This window comes from Acinetobacter sp. C26M (genome assembly GCF_023702675.1).
Taxonomy (GTDB): domain Bacteria; phylum Pseudomonadota; class Gammaproteobacteria; order Pseudomonadales; family Moraxellaceae; genus Acinetobacter.
In genome coordinates this window covers 3,718,967-3,735,746 of the sequence record NZ_CP098478.1, presented here as the reverse complement: position 1 = coordinate 3,735,746, position 16,780 = coordinate 3,718,967, and the positions used below count along the sequence as shown (strand labels likewise).

Here is a 16,780-nt window from a genome sequence, read left to right as displayed (position 1 = left end):
ATTGATTGAGGGCTTTTTTATGGCTTATTGATGCATACTCGCTAGTTGCTGCCCTTGGTTGCGGTATAAAGACAAGCCAATGCGTTGTACTTGCCGTCCATTTTGTTCAAGGAAGCTGTTTAATTTTGGAATATGTTTAGCGCCTGTATATAAGGCTAAATTACGACCAATCAGATAATATGCAAACCAAGATGCTGATTGTGGAGCTAAACCGAGCTTCCGCATTTTCTTACGGCCAATAAAAAATTGAGTAATCTCTAGATGTTGCTTATAGGCCAGTTTTTGTTGGAAAGAACGTAGATAGCGATATTTTCGCTCAAAGGGTTCTTTGGAAAGACTGGAACCCAATGAAACGCTGCTGGCATCAGATTGAGGATGTGCGAAGTGCATCCAGTAAATCAGTTTCCAACCATCGGCTTCATGATCGACTAACCATTTTTCTTCAACGCCCATTAGCCAGCCTGCGTATTTCCAAAAATGTAGAAAGCTGTCGACTTCTTGTTTACTCGGAAAAATGCCTAAAGCCCGTATCCCAAGCAATACCACACCACTAAAAGCGATATTGGTCATCGCCTGATCATATTGATTGATCGGAATTCCCCAAGTGTCGGCATCCCATTTTTCTGATTTTTGCAGTTGATGACGCACGAGTGAATGAATAAAACGTACAAAAATGGTGGAGGTGAAACCTTTGCTAAAACGTTCAAAACCATTTTGTTCGGTAATATCGACCCACCATTTGGTGGTTTCAGCCAAACGTGTACCTGCCTGTTTTTTTAATGCGCCTGTCAGTACCAAGGGTTGGTTAAAACCAGGGTACATATAGCCAGTCATTAGGGATAAATCTCGGAGGATCAGTCCGTTATTGATTCCCAAACGATAGGTAAATTTCAGTGCAGCATCAATTTTGTTTTGATCATACCAAGCAGGTTTTTGCTCAACTAGCTGGAAGAATTGGGTGAGTTCAGGAATTTCATGTGGCAGTTTATCGAGGCCTTGATATAGGGCAGTTTCAAAGTATTTACGATGTTGCTTCGGATTCTGAAGCACCCATAGCAGCAGCTGATCCATGGGCGCATCACCGCTTTGCAGGGCGGTATTCAGTGCCTGATACTCTGCATAACTTGGCTGAACCTGCTGATGAGTCATATAACTCAGAATTCTGGTTTTGATATTGGACTGACTCATATCTTCAAACGCAGCCAAGCGTTTAGGTTTAATGATGCTTTGCATTGCATAAAGCCTGTGATTGTTATTTAATCAAAGCTTAATATGAATAATTATTCGCATTCAATTCGCATTCCAGTCGAGTCTGTTTATGAGAAAACGACCACAGCAGCAACGTGCCAAAATGATTGTCGAAAGCATTTTGGAAGGGGCGCAGAAATGTATTTCTGAATATGGGGTTTTGCAGGTGACTACGCCTAAAATCTCTGAAAAATCAGGCGTTAGTGTTGGGTCGATCTATCAGTATTTTGAAAATAAAGAACAAATCATCGCAGAACTATTGTTGCGTAAAAGTGAAAGCTTGGGGCAAGCCGTAAAGCAACTGGTGATGCTACAACAACAAACCTCTATTCAAGACATCATCACATTAAGTATTGCTTTTGGCTTTGAATCTTTGAAATCCGATCAAGGTTTTTTTATCGAAATCTTAAAAAACTGGCATGCCTATAGTGATTCGGAAGCGGCACAAGTTTTAGAGCAGCATTTTTTAGAAATCGGCATGTATTTATTTGGTCGTTACTATCCGCATTGGGATTTTGAGACCTTAAAACATAAGTCTTTTGTGATTATTAACAGTACCTTATTTACCATGATGCGTTATGCCAGTAAAAATACTTTTCTCATTGAAGAACAACGACTGCAACAAGAACTGTCTAAAATGATTGTTTCTTTTTTAGATGCAGTATGATGCTATCGATAACAAAACCAGAACAAGACTTAGGAATAACAACATGCAAACCTTAAAACAATTTTGGCAGGGCTTTCGTTTACTTCCATCTGCATGGTTATTGCTGGTTCAATTGGCCTTGTTAATTTTGGCGATGCTCACTTATGGCGATAGCGAATTTCGTGCCTTAACTTGGTCATTGGGCGTATTGGCCTTACTGATCATCGCTAAAGTGATTCGGCAAACCCCTGTATTTACCTTTTGGGGACTGGTTTTTGTCAGTGGTGCTTTTTTATTTTCGATCCTGATTTTTATTGGCTATAGCAATTTGATGATTCAGATCATCGCACATAGTTTTGAAGCGTTGGCTTATTTCTATGCAGCATATGGTTTGTTGCGCTATATGTTTGCGGATCGTTATCTCACCAAAGATGAATTGTTTGCGGCAGGGGCGGTATTTACCCTCATCGCTTGGGCATTTGCCTTTCTATATAGTATCTGTCAGTTGTTGCTACCGAACAGTTTTCAAAATTCAAATCAACCGCAGGCATTACAACATTGGTTGGATCTTTTATTTCTCAGTTTCAGCCTACAGTCGGCAACAGGTTTATCTGATTTGATCCCGATTAGCCCAGCTGCAAGAGTACTGGCAATGTTGCAAATGTTTGGTGGGGTGATGTATCTGGCTGTAGTGGTATCTCGCTTGATTGCATTGCAATATATTAGTCATCAGCCTAAAAATAATTAATTTGATGCATATGTTGAGATTGTCGGTACAGCGGTCTCTTGTTGCAGCCATTCGATGAATTTCAGCATGATAGGATTGTCTGGCTGTTCGGCATATACAAAATAATAGCAACGTGAACCAGTCAATTTATGTGATGACACGATGATGAGTTCGCCTTGGTTCAATTCTTTTTCAATCAGCATTTGCGGAATTAATGCCACACCTAGATGATGTGTGGCAGCAACAGCCAACATGGAAAAAAGCTCATGACGCTGGCCTTCCATGGCATATGGCGCATTGTAATTTAGACTCTCAAACCATTCCTTCCAAATTGCTGGGCGAGTGGTTTGCTGTAATAGTGGGAGCTTCGAGAGTTGTTCAGCACTTAGATCAAGGGTGGCAGGTGGGTCGTATTCAATCGATGCTGGATAAAATTTCTTGATCAAGGCGGGAGAACAAACGGCAACAACCTCCTCAGGCATTAAAAAATGTGCTGTGGTGCCAGGCCAGTTTTCTACTTGAGCAGGTGTACCTGCATAAATTGCGGCATCAAAAATTTGTTCACTAAATAAAAATGGTTTGGTACTGGTCTCGAGGTGAATGGTAATTTCAGGATAAATCTCATTGAAACGATAAAGACGTGGCAATAACCAACGTGTTGCAAAGGTTGGAACCACGCCCAGTTTGAGTGTACCGCCCAGTCCTTGATGCGACATTAGATCAAGGGTGCTGTGCTCCAGCCCCAACAGATGTGTCTTGATATTCTTGAGGTATTGCTCGCCTGCACTGGTGAGCTCTACGCCATGCCTTACTCTGTGAAACAATTGCAGATTGAGAAATTCTTCTAGTTGTTGAATCTGCCTAGAAATCGCACTTTGTGTCATGCTGAGTTCCTGTGCTGCATGGGTATAGGTTTTATGTTTGGCAGCCGCTTCAAAGCAAATCAGTGACTGTAATGAGGGAATCATACGTCGCATAACAGCATCCTTGAATTAATTGCGAAAAAGAGTGATGACCTGAAGATCGTTCAAATTTTTACCTTATCCTGAACCCTCTTTTTAGCAGAACAGCAGCAGTGATTTCAATTGAGCTATGCGTTTTCTGCATAGCTGTATGAAAAAACATCGTTTGCTTCACTGTGCAATCTGGCCTAGCATCAACAGCAGAACTTATATCAAGATCGATTAAAAGGAAGATAAAAAGTCATGGCAAATCAAGGAAAGCGTGTCTCTTTTAACTGGCAAGATCCATTTTTACTTGAACAGCAACTCAGCTCAGAAGAGCGCATGATTCGTGACAGTGCTCAGGCCTACTGTCAAGATAAGCTCATGCCACGTGTATTGGAACAATTTCGCCATGAAAAAACTGATCCAGCTATTTTTCGGGAAATGGGTGAGCTAGGACTGTTGGGTCCAACCATTTCAGAGCAATATGGTGGTGCAGGACTGAATTATGTCAGTTATGGTTTGATTGCCCGCGAAATTGAACGAGTCGATTCAGGCTATCGTTCGATGGCCAGCGTACAAAGCTCATTGGTAATGGTACCGATTGATGAATTTGGTACCGAAGCACAAAAACAGAAATACCTCCCTAAACTGGCAACAGGTGAATACATCGGTTGTTTCGGTTTAACTGAGCCTGATCATGGTTCAGACCCTGGTAGTATGTTGTGCCGCGCTAAAAAAGTTGCAGGCGGTTATCGCCTTAGTGGCAGCAAAATGTGGATTACCAATAGTCCAATCGCAGATGTATTTGTAGTCTGGGCCAAAGAAGTTTCTGAGACAGGCAATGTCGGGGAAATTCGCGGTTTTATTCTGGAAAAAGGTTGGGAAGGGCTGTCTGCACCTGCAATACACGGCAAAGTCGGACTTCGTGCATCGATTACGGGTGAAATCGTCATGGATCAGGTCTTTGTTCCCGAAGAAAACGCGTTCCCAGAGGTGCGTGGTTTGAAAGGACCGTTTACCTGTTTGAACAGTGCCCGTTACGGTATTGCATGGGGGGCGATGGGAGCTGCTGAATTCTGTTGGCATACTGCACATCAATACACCATGGATCGTAAACAGTTTGGTCGACCTCTGGCTGCCAATCAGTTGATTCAGAAAAAACTGGCAGACATGCAAACCGAAATTGCCTTGGGTCTGCAAATCGCATTACGTTTTGGTCAAATGAAAGATGCAGGCATTGCTTCAGTAGAAGGGACTTCGCTGATCAAACGTAATAACTGTGGTAAAGCGCTGGAAATTGCCAGATTGGCACGAGACATGATGGGCGGTAATGGCATCAGTGATGAGTTTGGTGTAGCACGGCATCTAGTCAATCTAGAAGTGGTGAACACCTATGAAGGTACCCATGATGTTCATGCATTAATTTTAGGCCGAGCGCAAACAGGCATCGCTGCATTTTCTAACTAAAGTTTCATTATCCAGTTGAACGTAAAGATACGCTTTCGGGCGTATCTTAGGGCAAATTCATGCCTAAAAAATATTGACCTATACCAATTACAATCGTCAAGGATTCATCAAGCGTATTTTAGGTGGAAAAAGACACTTTGCTAAAAACAATAAATTGCACGGTAGCAAAGTATTCATCACTTGAATGATTGATGAAAGACCAGACCCATTTGAGAAAATGAGGTGTCAAATGAACAATGATGTTCAAGCGGTAGCAAGTCCTAATATGAGCAAATGGCCATCCAATTTGGGAACCTATGAGCGGATTACTCCACACACATGGAAATTTGCCTTGTTGTTTGCCTACTTCGCCATGGTGGTGGATGGTGTCGATATTATGTTGCTGTCCTATAGTCTGACCAGCTTAAAAACGGAATTTGGATTATCTACCTTTCAGGCGGGTGCACTTGGTAGTGCATCTTTAGCTGGGATGGGGATTGGCGGTATTTTGGGTGGTTGGGCCTGTGACAAATTTGGGCGGGTCAGAACCATTGCCCACTCCGTGACTTTCTTTTCAGTTGCGACCTGTTTGTTGGGCTTTACCCAAAGCTTTGAACAATTTATGTCACTACGTTTTATCGGAGCATTAGGGATTGGTGCCCTGTATATGGCTTGCAATACCTTAATGGCTGAATATGTTCCAACTTCTTATCGCACCACGGTACTGGGCACTTTACAAACGGGTCAAACCGTTGGCTATATTGTCGCAACCCTACTTGCAGGTGCCATTATTCCAGAGCATGGCTGGCGTATTCTATTCTTCATTACAGTGATTCCTGCGGCAATTAATATCATTTTGCAGCGCTTTGTGCCTGAACCTAAATCGTGGCAGCTCTCAAAAATTAAAAGCTTGTCTCCTCAAATACAGGACGTTGTTACGCCTCAAGAACAACCGAAAAGCCAAAGTATTTATACACAAATTTTTGCCAATCTAAAGCATCGGAAAATGTTCTTGTTGTGGATGAGTACAGCATTCTTTTTACAGTTCGGTTATTACGGCATTAACAACTGGATGCCAAGTTATCTGGAAACCGAAGTCAATATGAACTTTAAGTCGCTTACCAGTTATATGGTTGGTTCTTATACTGCAATGATTTTAGGCAAGATTCTGGCTGGTTATTTGGCGGATAAATTCAATCGCCGTGCCATTTTTGTGTTTGGAACGTTGGCCAGTGCAATCTTTCTACCAATCATAATTTTCTTTAATACGCCTGACAATATTCTGTATTTATTAATTACCTTTGGCTTTCTTTATGGGATTCCATACGGTGTCAATGCAACCTATATGGCGGAATCTTTTTCAACTGATGTGCGTGGCACTGCGATTGGTGGGGCTTATAACATCGGTCGTGTGGGTGCAGCAATCGCACCAGCAACCATCGGTTTTTTAGCTTCTGGCGGAACCTTTACCATGGCATTTATTATCATGGGAGCAGCCTATTTTATTGCAGGGGTGTTACCAGGGTTATTTATTCGTGATCGTCAATACGATCCACAAAAAGCATAATCAGGAGGGATCATTATGGGTGCATTGACAGGTTTGCGTGTACTAGATCTAAGTCGGGTTTTGGCAGGGCCTTGGTGCAGTCAGATTCTGGCTGATTTAGGGGCTGAAGTCATTAAGATTGAACGTCCTAAAACGGGTGATGATACTCGTATGTGGGGACCACCATGGATGAAAGACGATACGGGACAAAGCACAAGAGAGGCGGGATATTATCAATCTGCGAATCGGAATAAATATTCGGTTGCGATTGATATAGCGTCAAATGAAGGCCAAGCTTTACTCAGAGAAATGGTCAAAGACAGTGATGTCCTGATTGAAAATTATAAAGTTGGTTCATTGCGTAAATATGGGCTGGACTATGCCAGTTTAAGCGAAATCAATCCGGGTCTGGTGTATTGCTCAATTACGGGTTTTGGGCAAACGGGACCACGTGCATCTGAACCTGGTTATGATTTTGTCATTCAGGGCATGGCGGGATTGATGAGTATTACGGGTGAACGTGATGATTTAGCAGGTGGTGGCCCACAAAAAGTTGGGGTTGCCGTTACCGATTTGCAAACAGGTTTGTATGCCACGATTGCGATTCAGGCTGCACTTTGGTCACGTCAAACCACGGGGAAAGGACAGCATATTGATTTATCTTTGCTCGATGTACAGGTCGCAGGTTTAGCCAATCATGGGATGAACTACTTGATTACAGGTCAGGCACCGAAGCGCTGGGGCAATGCACATGCCAATATTGTGCCTTATCAAACGTTTAAGGCAAAAGATAAGGACTTTATTATTGCTTGTGGTAATGATGCCCAGTTTAAAGCCCTGTGTCAGGCTATCGGTCAAGCTGAATGGGCTGAGCATCCCAAGTTTAGATTCAATCAGGATCGACTTGCACATCGTGGAGAGTTGACCACTTTAATGGATCAGCATTTTCTTAGCCAAGCTGCACAATATTGGGTAGAACGGATTCATGCAGTCAAAGTGCCTGTCGGGATGATCAATAATGTGGATGAGGCATTACAAGAACCCCAAGTACAAGTACGGAAAATGGTGGTCGAGATCCCACATCCCCAATATCGTCATTTTAAAATGATTGCGTCACCGTTGAAGTTGTCTGCAACACCTGTGGAATACCGTCTTGCACCACCACGTTTGGGAGAGCATACCCATCAAATTTTGGCAAAATATTGCTCAGCAGAAAACTTAGTACATTTAACTGAACTCGGTGTCATCGGGCATTTGTAAAAATGCCTGAAATTTATTTTAACGTTTAGATTGCTTTAAATCTGTATTTGACAAAAGAGTGCAGTGGTTAAACATTATCTTTGTTACAGCATTACAACTGCTTTATTTTTCACATTTTTTATAATTAGTATCGAGTTTTACATGCTTTAAGCTCGCTTTTATTCACATTGTGAATGTCTTCTTTGGCCATTATGGCCTGTCCATTATCATTAGAATAACGTGGGGGAATTATGCCTTCCAAGCCATCTTCGCATTTTGCGAATGTCAATCCAAACGTGTTTTTAAGCACGGTAATTATTATTGCGATTTTTCTGGCAATCGTCATTATCGCACCGAGTTCATTTGAATTTTTGACTCAACAATTAAAGCAGTGGATCACAGACTCATTTAGCTGGTTCTATGTATTGTCTGTTGCGGTCTTCCTGATTTTATTGATTTATATTGCCTGCTCTGCCAGTGGAAAAATCAAATTAGGACCTGATCATAGTCAGCCTGAATATAGCAATGGCTCATGGTTTGCCATGCTATTTACTGCAGGAATGGGGATCGGGTTAATGTTCTTTGGTGTGGCGGAGCCAGTGATGCACTATGTCACCCCACCAAGTGGTGACCCTGAGAGTGTAGCCTCTGCACAGCAAGCTTTACGCATTACCTTTTTCCATTGGGGTCTACATGCGTGGGCAATTTACGCCGTGGTTGGATTGGCTTTAGCCTATTTTGCTTATCGTCATAATCTGCCTTTAAAAACGCGTTCAGCTTTATATCCGATTATAGGAAAGAAGATTTATGGTCCTTGGGGCGATGGTATTGATACCTTTGCCACCATTGGTACGGTCTTTGGGGTAGCAACCTCTCTGGGTTTTGGTGTTACTCAGATTAATTCTGGCTTACATTATTTATTTGGGGTGGAGCAAAGTAGTCAAGTCCAAGTGGGTTTGATTGTCTTTGTAAGTATTCTCGCTTCAATGTCAGTATTTCTCGGTTTGGATAAAGGCGTAAAACGTCTTTCTGAGCTGAATCTGGTCTTGGCTTTGGTACTTTTAGCCTTTGTATTTATTGCTGGCCCAAGTATCTATCTACTACAAACGACCATTCAGAACATGGGTTCGTATATGTCGAACCTATTTGGTATGACCTTTAACCTCTATGCTTATCAACCGAATGGCTGGATTGGTGGCTGGACCATTATGTATTGGGCATGGTGGATTTCATGGTCGCCATTTGTTGGGATGTTTATTGCACGTGTATCGCGTGGACGAACCATCCGTGAATTTATTGTCGGTGTATTACTCATCCCGACTGGTTTTACCATTATCTGGATGGGCTTTTTAGGGAATGCTGCACTGTTCAATATTATGCAAGAGCATAATGTGAGTTTGATTCATGCCGTACAAAGTGATTCATCTGTTGCGTTATTTGAATTTTTGAATCATTTGCCTTTTTCAGGGGTGATGAGCTTACTCGCGACAGTATTGGTGATGTTATTCTTCGTCACATCTGCCGACTCTGGGGCATTGGTAACGGACTACCTGACTGCGAAATCTGAAAATTCACCGACATGGCAGAGACTATTTTGGACGGTATTAATGGCAGCATTGGCCATTATTCTATTGTTGGTCGGTGGTCTATCTGCATTGCAATCCTCTATCATTATGAGCGCATTGCCTTTTACTTTTATTATGTTGCTAATGAGTTGGGGCTTATTGAAAGCCTTGAAACTTGATGTGACCAAGATGAAAGCGATTCAGGAAGCACGAATTACACCGCGAGCGATTAATAACCCAAGAAGTTGGCAGCAACGTTTGGGGCTGATCATGCATTATCCGCATACAGAGGAAGAAGTTCAGCAATACATCGATACGCAAGTTCGTAAGGCTTTTGAAAGTATTCAACGTGAATTTAAACGCCGCCATTTAGAAGTGGATATTCGTGAGATAGAAAATGGCTTGCAACTGCATGTCGATCATCATCATGAAATTAACTTTACGTATAAAGTGGTTTCGCATGCCACTGTCCCACCTAGCTTTATGTTAGGGCGTGCAGATGAAGATGAGGCCAATTACTTTCAGGCAGAAGTGTTCTTAAGAGAAGGTGGTCAAAATTATGATGTGATGGATTGGACCCAGGAAGATTTAATCCAAGATATTATTGATCAATATGAACGCCATCTTTATTTCTTGAATATTGTGAGAGGCACAAGTTCTTAATCAAAAATTCTGACTGCGATATTGAAAACAACGGTTTTGAGCTTATCAAAGCCGTTGTTTTTATTTGGATGATTGTATTTTAAGCATGAAGAGGATGCTGGAAAGACTTTTTAGTGAAGTGAGGTGGCTAAAATAAAAGCTAAATATAAAGATTAAGTTGTTTTTCCGCTGATAATTAAAACAAATTTGATAGAAAAGGCTTAAATTACAGTGCCTTACTTTATTTAAATTCACTTTTAAGAAAATTAATAAATTTTAAATTATATAAATCAGTGAATTAGATAAGTTAAAGTTTAAAAATAAAACAACCGAATAATTTAATTTTTAAAAGTGCTTGCGCCTGCCCTGAAATGCTGTAGAATGCACATCCATCGGCGGTGATGCAGATAAAAACTTGTTGAGAAACAAGGATTTGGCTAGAGAGGTTAGATTCTTGGTTTGATTAATAAGTTTGCTAAATATCTAAATTACCTGTTGACTTTGAAGAAATTTAGAGTAATATAGCCGACCTAGCTTGATGATGACGAATCATCGAGAAGATCATTAAGAGAATAGAAGAACAACTTGTGTGGATTTTTACTGATTGATCGATCGAAAATATTTCATTGATTGAATGGTAGAAATTTCTCGAAGTTTATTTGAGCGAATTTTTAGTCAGAAAATTGATGAGCCAAGATTTGTAGCCATAAGCTACTAATGATTTTAAACTGAAGAGTTTGATCATGGCTCAGATTGAACGCTGGCGGCAGGCTTAACACATGCAAGTCGAGCGGGGAAGGGTAGCTTGCTACCTAACCTAGCGGCGGACGGGTGAGTAATGCTTAGGAATCTGCCATTTAGTGGGGGACAACATTCCGAAAGGAATGCTAATACCGCATACGTCCTACGGGAGAAAGCAGGGGATCTTCGGACCTTGCGCTAAATGATGAGCCTAAGTCGGATTAGCTAGTTGGTGGGGTAAAGGCCTACCAAGGCGACGATCTGTAGCGGGTCTGAGAGGATGATCCGCCACACTGGGACTGAGACACGGCCCAGACTCCTACGGGAGGCAGCAGTGGGGAATATTGGACAATGGGCGGAAGCCTGATCCAGCCATGCCGCGTGTGTGAAGAAGGCCTTTTGGTTGTAAAGCACTTTAAGCGAGGAGGAGGCTCTTCTAGTTAATACCTAGGATGAGTGGACGTTACTCGCAGAATAAGCACCGGCTAACTCTGTGCCAGCAGCCGCGGTAATACAGAGGGTGCGAGCGTTAATCGGATTTACTGGGCGTAAAGCGTGCGTAGGCGGCTTTTTAAGTCGGATGTGAAATCCCCGAGCTTAACTTGGGAATTGCATTCGATACTGGGAAGCTAGAGTATGGGAGAGGATGGTAGAATTCCAGGTGTAGCGGTGAAATGCGTAGAGATCTGGAGGAATACCGATGGCGAAGGCAGCCATCTGGCCTAATACTGACGCTGAGGTACGAAAGCATGGGGAGCAAACAGGATTAGATACCCTGGTAGTCCATGCCGTAAACGATGTCTACTAGCCGTTGGGGCCTTTGAGGCTTTAGTGGCGCAGCTAACGCGATAAGTAGACCGCCTGGGGAGTACGGTCGCAAGACTAAAACTCAAATGAATTGACGGGGGCCCGCACAAGCGGTGGAGCATGTGGTTTAATTCGATGCAACGCGAAGAACCTTACCTGGTCTTGACATAGTAAGAACTTTCCAGAGATGGATTGGTGCCTTCGGGAACTTACATACAGGTGCTGCATGGCTGTCGTCAGCTCGTGTCGTGAGATGTTGGGTTAAGTCCCGCAACGAGCGCAACCCTTTTCCTTATTTGCCAGCGGGTTAAGCCGGGAACTTTAAGGATACTGCCAGTGACAAACTGGAGGAAGGCGGGGACGACGTCAAGTCATCATGGCCCTTACGACCAGGGCTACACACGTGCTACAATGGTCGGTACAAAGGGTTGCTACCTAGCGATAGGATGCTAATCTCAAAAAGCCGATCGTAGTCCGGATTGGAGTCTGCAACTCGACTCCATGAAGTCGGAATCGCTAGTAATCGCGGATCAGAATGCCGCGGTGAATACGTTCCCGGGCCTTGTACACACCGCCCGTCACACCATGGGAGTTTGTTGCACCAGAAGTAGGTAGTCTAACCGCAAGGAGGACGCTTACCACGGTGTGGCCGATGACTGGGGTGAAGTCGTAACAAGGTAGCCGTAGGGGAACCTGCGGCTGGATCACCTCCTTAACGAAAGATTGACGATCGGTAAGAATCCACAACAAGTTGTTCTTCGAAGATGTATCTGAGGGTCTGTAGCTCAGTTGGTTAGAGCACACGCTTGATAAGCGTGGGGTCACAAGTTCAAGTCTTGTCAGACCCACCAAATCTGATTGCAGTAGCTTAGATTGAAAGATATGTCGTTCATTAAATGATAAGCTGGGGACTTAGCTTAGTTGGTAGAGCGCCTGCTTTGCACGCAGGAGGTCAGGAGTTCGACTCTCCTAGTCTCCACCATACATTACGAAGTAATGTAGAAAACGAAAGTTAAATTCCAAGATAGCTTATAGAAATTAATAAATAAGAAGATCGAAAGATCTTAGTTTATTAACTTCTGTGATTTATCACAGTTTACTACTCACCGACGAGGTGGTAGTTAATCATTAACAGATTAGAAAATTGAGTCTGAAATAAATTGTTCACTCAATTCATTCGAAAGAATGAAATTGAGAACTAGCAAAAACACTGAATCAAGCGTTTTGGTATATGAATTTAGATTGAAGCTGTATGGTGATTAAGTTCACAGACAACAAACCAGTAGCAATTAAGTTTGCAACGATAACACTCACTTGTATGTGTTAACGACTGTTTGGGGTTGTATAGTCAAGTAATTAAGTGCATGTGGTGGATGCCTTGGCAGTCAGAGGCGATGAAAGACGTGATAGCCTGCGAAAAGCTCCGGGGAGGCGGCAAATATCCTTTGATCCGGAGATTTCTGAATGGGGGAACCCACCCGCTATAAGGCGGGTATCATAAGCTGAATACATAGGCTTATGAAGCGAACGAGGGGAAGTGAAACATCTCAGTACCCTTAGGAAAAGAAATCAATTGAGATTCCCTTAGTAGCGGCGAGCGAACGGGGAGCAGCCCATTAAGTTGTGTGTGTTCTAGTGGAACGCTCTGGGAAGTGCGAACGTAGAGGGTGATATTCCCGTACACGAAAGGGCACACACAATGATGACGAGTAGGGCGAGGCACGTGAAACCTTGTCTGAATATGGGGGGACCATCCTCCAAGGCTAAATACTCCTGACTGACCGATAGTGAACCAGTACCGTGAGGGAAAGGCGAAAAGAACCCCTGTGAGGGGAGTGAAATAGATCCTGAAACCGCATGCATACAAGCAGTGGGAGCCGACTTGTTCGGTGACTGCGTACCTTTTGTATAATGGGTCAGCGACTTATATTCAGTAGCAAGGTTAACCGCATAGGGGAGCCGTAGAGAAATCGAGTCTTAATAGGGCGTTTAGTTGCTGGGTATAGACCCGAAACCAGGCGATCTATCCATGAGCAGGTTGAAGGTTGGGTAACACTAACTGGAGGACCGAACCCACTGTCGTTGAAAAGCCAGGGGATGACTTGTGGATAGGGGTGAAAGGCTAATCAAGCCTGGTGATAGCTGGTTCTCCCCGAAAGCTATTTAGGTAGCGCCTCGGACGAATACCATTGGGGGTAGAGCACTGTTTCGGCTAGGGGGTCATCCCGACTTACCAAACCGATGCAAACTCCGAATACCAATGAGTACTATCCGGGAGACAGACTGCGGGTGCTAACGTCCGTAGTCAAGAGGAAAACAATCCAGACCGCCAGCTAAGGCCCCAAAATCATAGTTAAGTGGGAAACGATGTGGGAAGGCATAGACAGCTAGGAGGTTGGCTTAGAAGCAGCCACCCTTTAAAGAAAGCGTAATAGCTCACTAGTCGAGTCGGCCTGCGCGGAAGATGTAACGGGGCTAAAACTATGTGCCGAAGCTGCGGATTTGACATTAGTCAAGTGGTAGGGGAGCGTTCTGTAAGCCGATGAAGGTGTATTGAGAAGTATGCTGGAGGTATCAGAAGTGCGAATGCTGACGTGAGTAACGACAAAACGGGTGAAAAACCCGTTCGCTGAAAGACCAAGGGTTCCAGTCCAACGTTAATCGGGGCTGGGTGAGTCGACCCCTAAGGCGAGGCCGAGAGGCGTAGTCGATGGGAAATTGGTTAATATTCCAATACTTCTGTGTAATGCGATGAGAGGACGGAGAAGGTTAAGTCAGCCTGGCGTTGGTTGTCCAGGTGGAAGGTTGTAGGCATGTATCTTAGGCAAATCCGGGGTACTCTATGCTGAGAACTGATAGCAAGCTGTACTTGTACAGTGAAGTGGCTGATACCATGCTTCCAGGAAAAGTCTCTAAGCTTCAGTTACACAGGAATCGTACCCGAAACCGACACAGGTGGTCAGGTCGAGTAGACCAAAGCGCTTGAGAGAACTCTGCTGAAGGAACTAGGCAAAATGGTACCGTAACTTCGGGAGAAGGTACGCTGCTGACGGTGATGGGACTTGCTCCCTGAGCTATTGGCAGCCACAGAAACCAGGCCGCTGCAACTGTTTATTAAAAACATAGCACTCTGCAAACACGAAAGTGGACGTATAGGGTGTGATGCCTGCCCGGTGCTGGAAGGTTAATTGATGGGGTTAGCGTAAGCGAAGCTCTTGATCGAAGCCCCAGTAAACGGCGGCCGTAACTATAACGGTCCTAAGGTAGCGAAATTCCTTGTCGGGTAAGTTCCGACCTGCACGAATGGCATAATGATGGCGGCGCTGTCTCCAGCAGAGGCTCAGTGAAATCGAAATCGCTGTGAAGATGCAGTGTACCCGCGGCTAGACGGAAAGACCCCGTGAACCTTTACTGCAGCTTGACATTGAACTTTGACCTTACTTGTGTAGGATAGGTGGGAGGCTTTGAAGTTGGAACGCTAGTTCCAATGGAGCCGTCCTTGAAATACCACCCTGGTAATGTTGAGGTTCTAACTCTGCCCCGTAATCCGGGGCGAGGACCATGTCTGGTGGGTAGTTTGACTGGGGCGGTCTCCTCCTAAAGAGTAACGGAGGAGTACGAAGGTGCGCTCAGCGTGGTCGGAAATCACGCGTAGAGTATAAAGGCAAAAGCGCGCTTAACTGCGAGACCCACAAGTCGAGCAGGTACGAAAGTAGGTCTTAGTGATCCGGTGGTTCTGTATGGAAGGGCCATCGCTCAACGGATAAAAGGTACTCTGGGGATAACAGGCTGATACCGCCCAAGAGTTCATATCGACGGCGGTGTTTGGCACCTCGATGTCGGCTCATCTCATCCTGGGGCTGAAGCAGGTCCCAAGGGTATGGCTGTTCGCCATTTAAAGAGGTACGCGAGCTGGGTTTAGAACGTCGTGAGACAGTTCGGTCCCTATCTACCGTGGGCGCTGGAAATTTGAGAGGATCTGCTCCTAGTACGAGAGGACCAGAGTGGACGAACCTCTGGTGTACCGGTTGTGACGCCAGTCGCATCGCCGGGTAGCTATGTTCGGAAGGGATAACCGCTGAAAGCATCTAAGCGGGAAGCCTACCTCAAGATAAGATTTCCCTAGGAATTTATTCCTCTAAAGAGCCGTTCGAGACTAGGACGTTGATAGGTTGGGTGTGGAAGCACGGTGACGTGTGAAGCTGACCAATACTAATTGCTCGTGAGGCTTGACTATACAACACCCAAACAGTTGTTGTATTCAAGATAAATTCAATACATAACTTGATTTAGTGTGAAATCTAGTTACAATACCGACTCAATTAACTAATCCGTTAATAACTCTTTCGGTACTAAGTGGCAAAAAACGTAAGACCACCCAAAACCAAAACAGTTTGCTGGCGACAATAGCAAGAGTGAACCACCTGATCCCTTCCCGAACTCAGAAGTGAAACCTCTTAGCGCTGATGGTAGTGTGGCACTTGCCATGTGAGAGTAAGTCATCGCCAGCTTTTAAATCTAAACACCCCAATCTCGAGAGAGGTTGGGGTGTTTTTTATTGCGCGGAATTTTATTTATTCTAATTAGATTTGACTAAAAACTTTCATACTCTTCCTTTTCTTGCTTAAGATATAAACAATTTGAATTGAGCATCAGTTCATGCAATTTAAAATTATCACCGCTCAAGATCTGCATAAACTACAGCGAGAACAGATTGCTGAGTTATGCTTTACAGCTTTTGATGAAGATCCTTGGAGTCAATATGCCTTCATGCAAACGGCTTCCCATCTAGTCGGTATATTGGATGAAAAGATTGTATCGCACGCTCTATGGACGGATCGAATGTTCATTGTTAATGACGATACCAGTGTAAAAACTGCTTATGTGGAATATGTGACGACTGATTACAGGATGCGGGGGAAGGGGCTTGCATCACAATTATTAAGATATTTAATCGATGCTTTAACTACTTTGGGTTATGAACTTACTGCATTACAGCCTGAAGATGATGGATTTTATAAAAAACTAGGTTGGACATCTTGGTCGGGGGATTTATATATCAAACAAAATGCCTCTACTTATCTGACAGATGAGCATGAAATTCTGTTGTATCCATTGAGTGTAAAGTTGAAAGAGTTACTATCACATAACACAGCTGATGATGCTATTTGCGCGGATTGGAGAGAGGGCGAACTTTGGTAGTAAAAACTATGTAGGGTATTCATA

9 protein-coding genes, 2 tRNA genes and 3 rRNA genes are annotated in these 16,780 nt (G+C 43.8%); 12 read left to right on the top strand and 2 right to left on the bottom strand.

The genetic code is table 11. The features are described from left to right. Nucleotides 1-24: 24 nt before the first annotated feature. Complete coding sequence (locus NDN11_RS17195) at nt 25-1,233, bottom strand: oxygenase MpaB family protein (protein WP_251110308.1); 1,209 nt, start codon at nt 1,231-1,233, stop codon at nt 25-27. An 85-nt stretch (nt 1,234-1,318) separates the two neighbouring features. On the opposite strand from NDN11_RS17195, the gene NDN11_RS17190 reads away from it, so the two are divergent. Both NDN11_RS17190 and NDN11_RS17185 read left to right on the top strand, forming a co-directional pair. Continuing rightward, entirely contained in the window at nt 1,319-1,915 is a 597-nt protein-coding gene (locus NDN11_RS17190; RefSeq protein WP_033133979.1) for a TetR/AcrR family transcriptional regulator, read from the top strand. Between the two features lie 43 nt (nt 1,916-1,958). Continuing rightward, nucleotides 1,959-2,642: an ion channel gene (locus NDN11_RS17185; protein ID WP_167250899.1), complete on the top strand. Its 684-nt coding sequence runs from the start codon at nt 1,959-1,961 to the stop codon at nt 2,640-2,642. Here NDN11_RS17185 and NDN11_RS17180 read toward each other — a convergent pair. Continuing rightward, nucleotides 2,639-3,598 carry a LysR family transcriptional regulator gene (locus NDN11_RS17180; RefSeq protein WP_251110307.1) on the bottom strand — a complete coding sequence of 320 codons (960 nt, stop codon included), beginning with the start codon at nt 3,596-3,598 and terminating at the stop codon, nt 2,639-2,641. The genes NDN11_RS17185 and NDN11_RS17180 overlap by 4 nt on opposite strands. A 228-nt stretch (nt 3,599-3,826) precedes the next feature. On the opposite strand from NDN11_RS17180, the gene NDN11_RS17175 reads away from it, so the two are divergent. The 10 genes from NDN11_RS17175 (at nt 3,827) to NDN11_RS17130 (ending at nt 16,756) form a co-directional block, all read left to right on the top strand. Continuing rightward, the gene (locus NDN11_RS17175) at nt 3,827-5,035 is read left to right on the top strand and encodes an acyl-CoA dehydrogenase (RefSeq protein ID WP_251110306.1); all 1,209 of its coding nucleotides are present in this window, start codon (nt 3,827-3,829) and stop codon (nt 5,033-5,035) included. Between the two features lie 229 nt (nt 5,036-5,264). Further along, a complete protein-coding gene (locus NDN11_RS17170) occupies nt 5,265-6,581 on the top strand; it encodes an MFS transporter (protein ID WP_251110305.1) in 1,317 nt (438 codons plus the stop codon). 15 nt (nt 6,582-6,596) lie between these two features. Next, entirely contained in the window at nt 6,597-7,820 is a 1,224-nt protein-coding gene (locus NDN11_RS17165; protein ID WP_251110304.1) for a CaiB/BaiF CoA transferase family protein, read from the top strand. 230 nt (nt 7,821-8,050) lie between these two features. Beyond that, nucleotides 8,051-10,027 carry a glycine betaine transporter gene (locus NDN11_RS17160; RefSeq protein WP_251110303.1) on the top strand — a complete coding sequence of 659 codons (1,977 nt, stop codon included), beginning with the start codon at nt 8,051-8,053 and terminating at the stop codon, nt 10,025-10,027. Nucleotides 10,028-10,731: 704 nt separating this feature from the next. Further along, nucleotides 10,732-12,269, top strand: a 16S ribosomal RNA gene (locus tag NDN11_RS17155). 59 nt (nt 12,270-12,328) lie between these two features. Beyond that, nucleotides 12,329-12,405: transfer RNA gene (locus tag NDN11_RS17150), tRNA-Ile, on the top strand. Nucleotides 12,406-12,460: 55 nt separating this feature from the next. Next, nucleotides 12,461-12,536, top strand: a tRNA-Ala gene (locus NDN11_RS17145). A gap of 364 nt (nt 12,537-12,900) precedes the next feature. Next, nucleotides 12,901-15,791 (top strand): 23S ribosomal RNA (locus NDN11_RS17140). A gap of 159 nt (nt 15,792-15,950) precedes the next feature. After that, a 5S ribosomal RNA gene (rrf, locus tag NDN11_RS17135) occupies nt 15,951-16,065 on the top strand. The 16S, 23S and 5S rRNA genes sit together here with 2 tRNA genes alongside, the layout of an rRNA operon. A gap of 148 nt (nt 16,066-16,213) precedes the next feature. After that, the gene (locus NDN11_RS17130; RefSeq protein ID WP_251110302.1) at nt 16,214-16,756 is read left to right on the top strand and encodes a GNAT family N-acetyltransferase; all 543 of its coding nucleotides are present in this window, start codon (nt 16,214-16,216) and stop codon (nt 16,754-16,756) included. Nucleotides 16,757-16,780 lie beyond the last annotated feature (24 nt).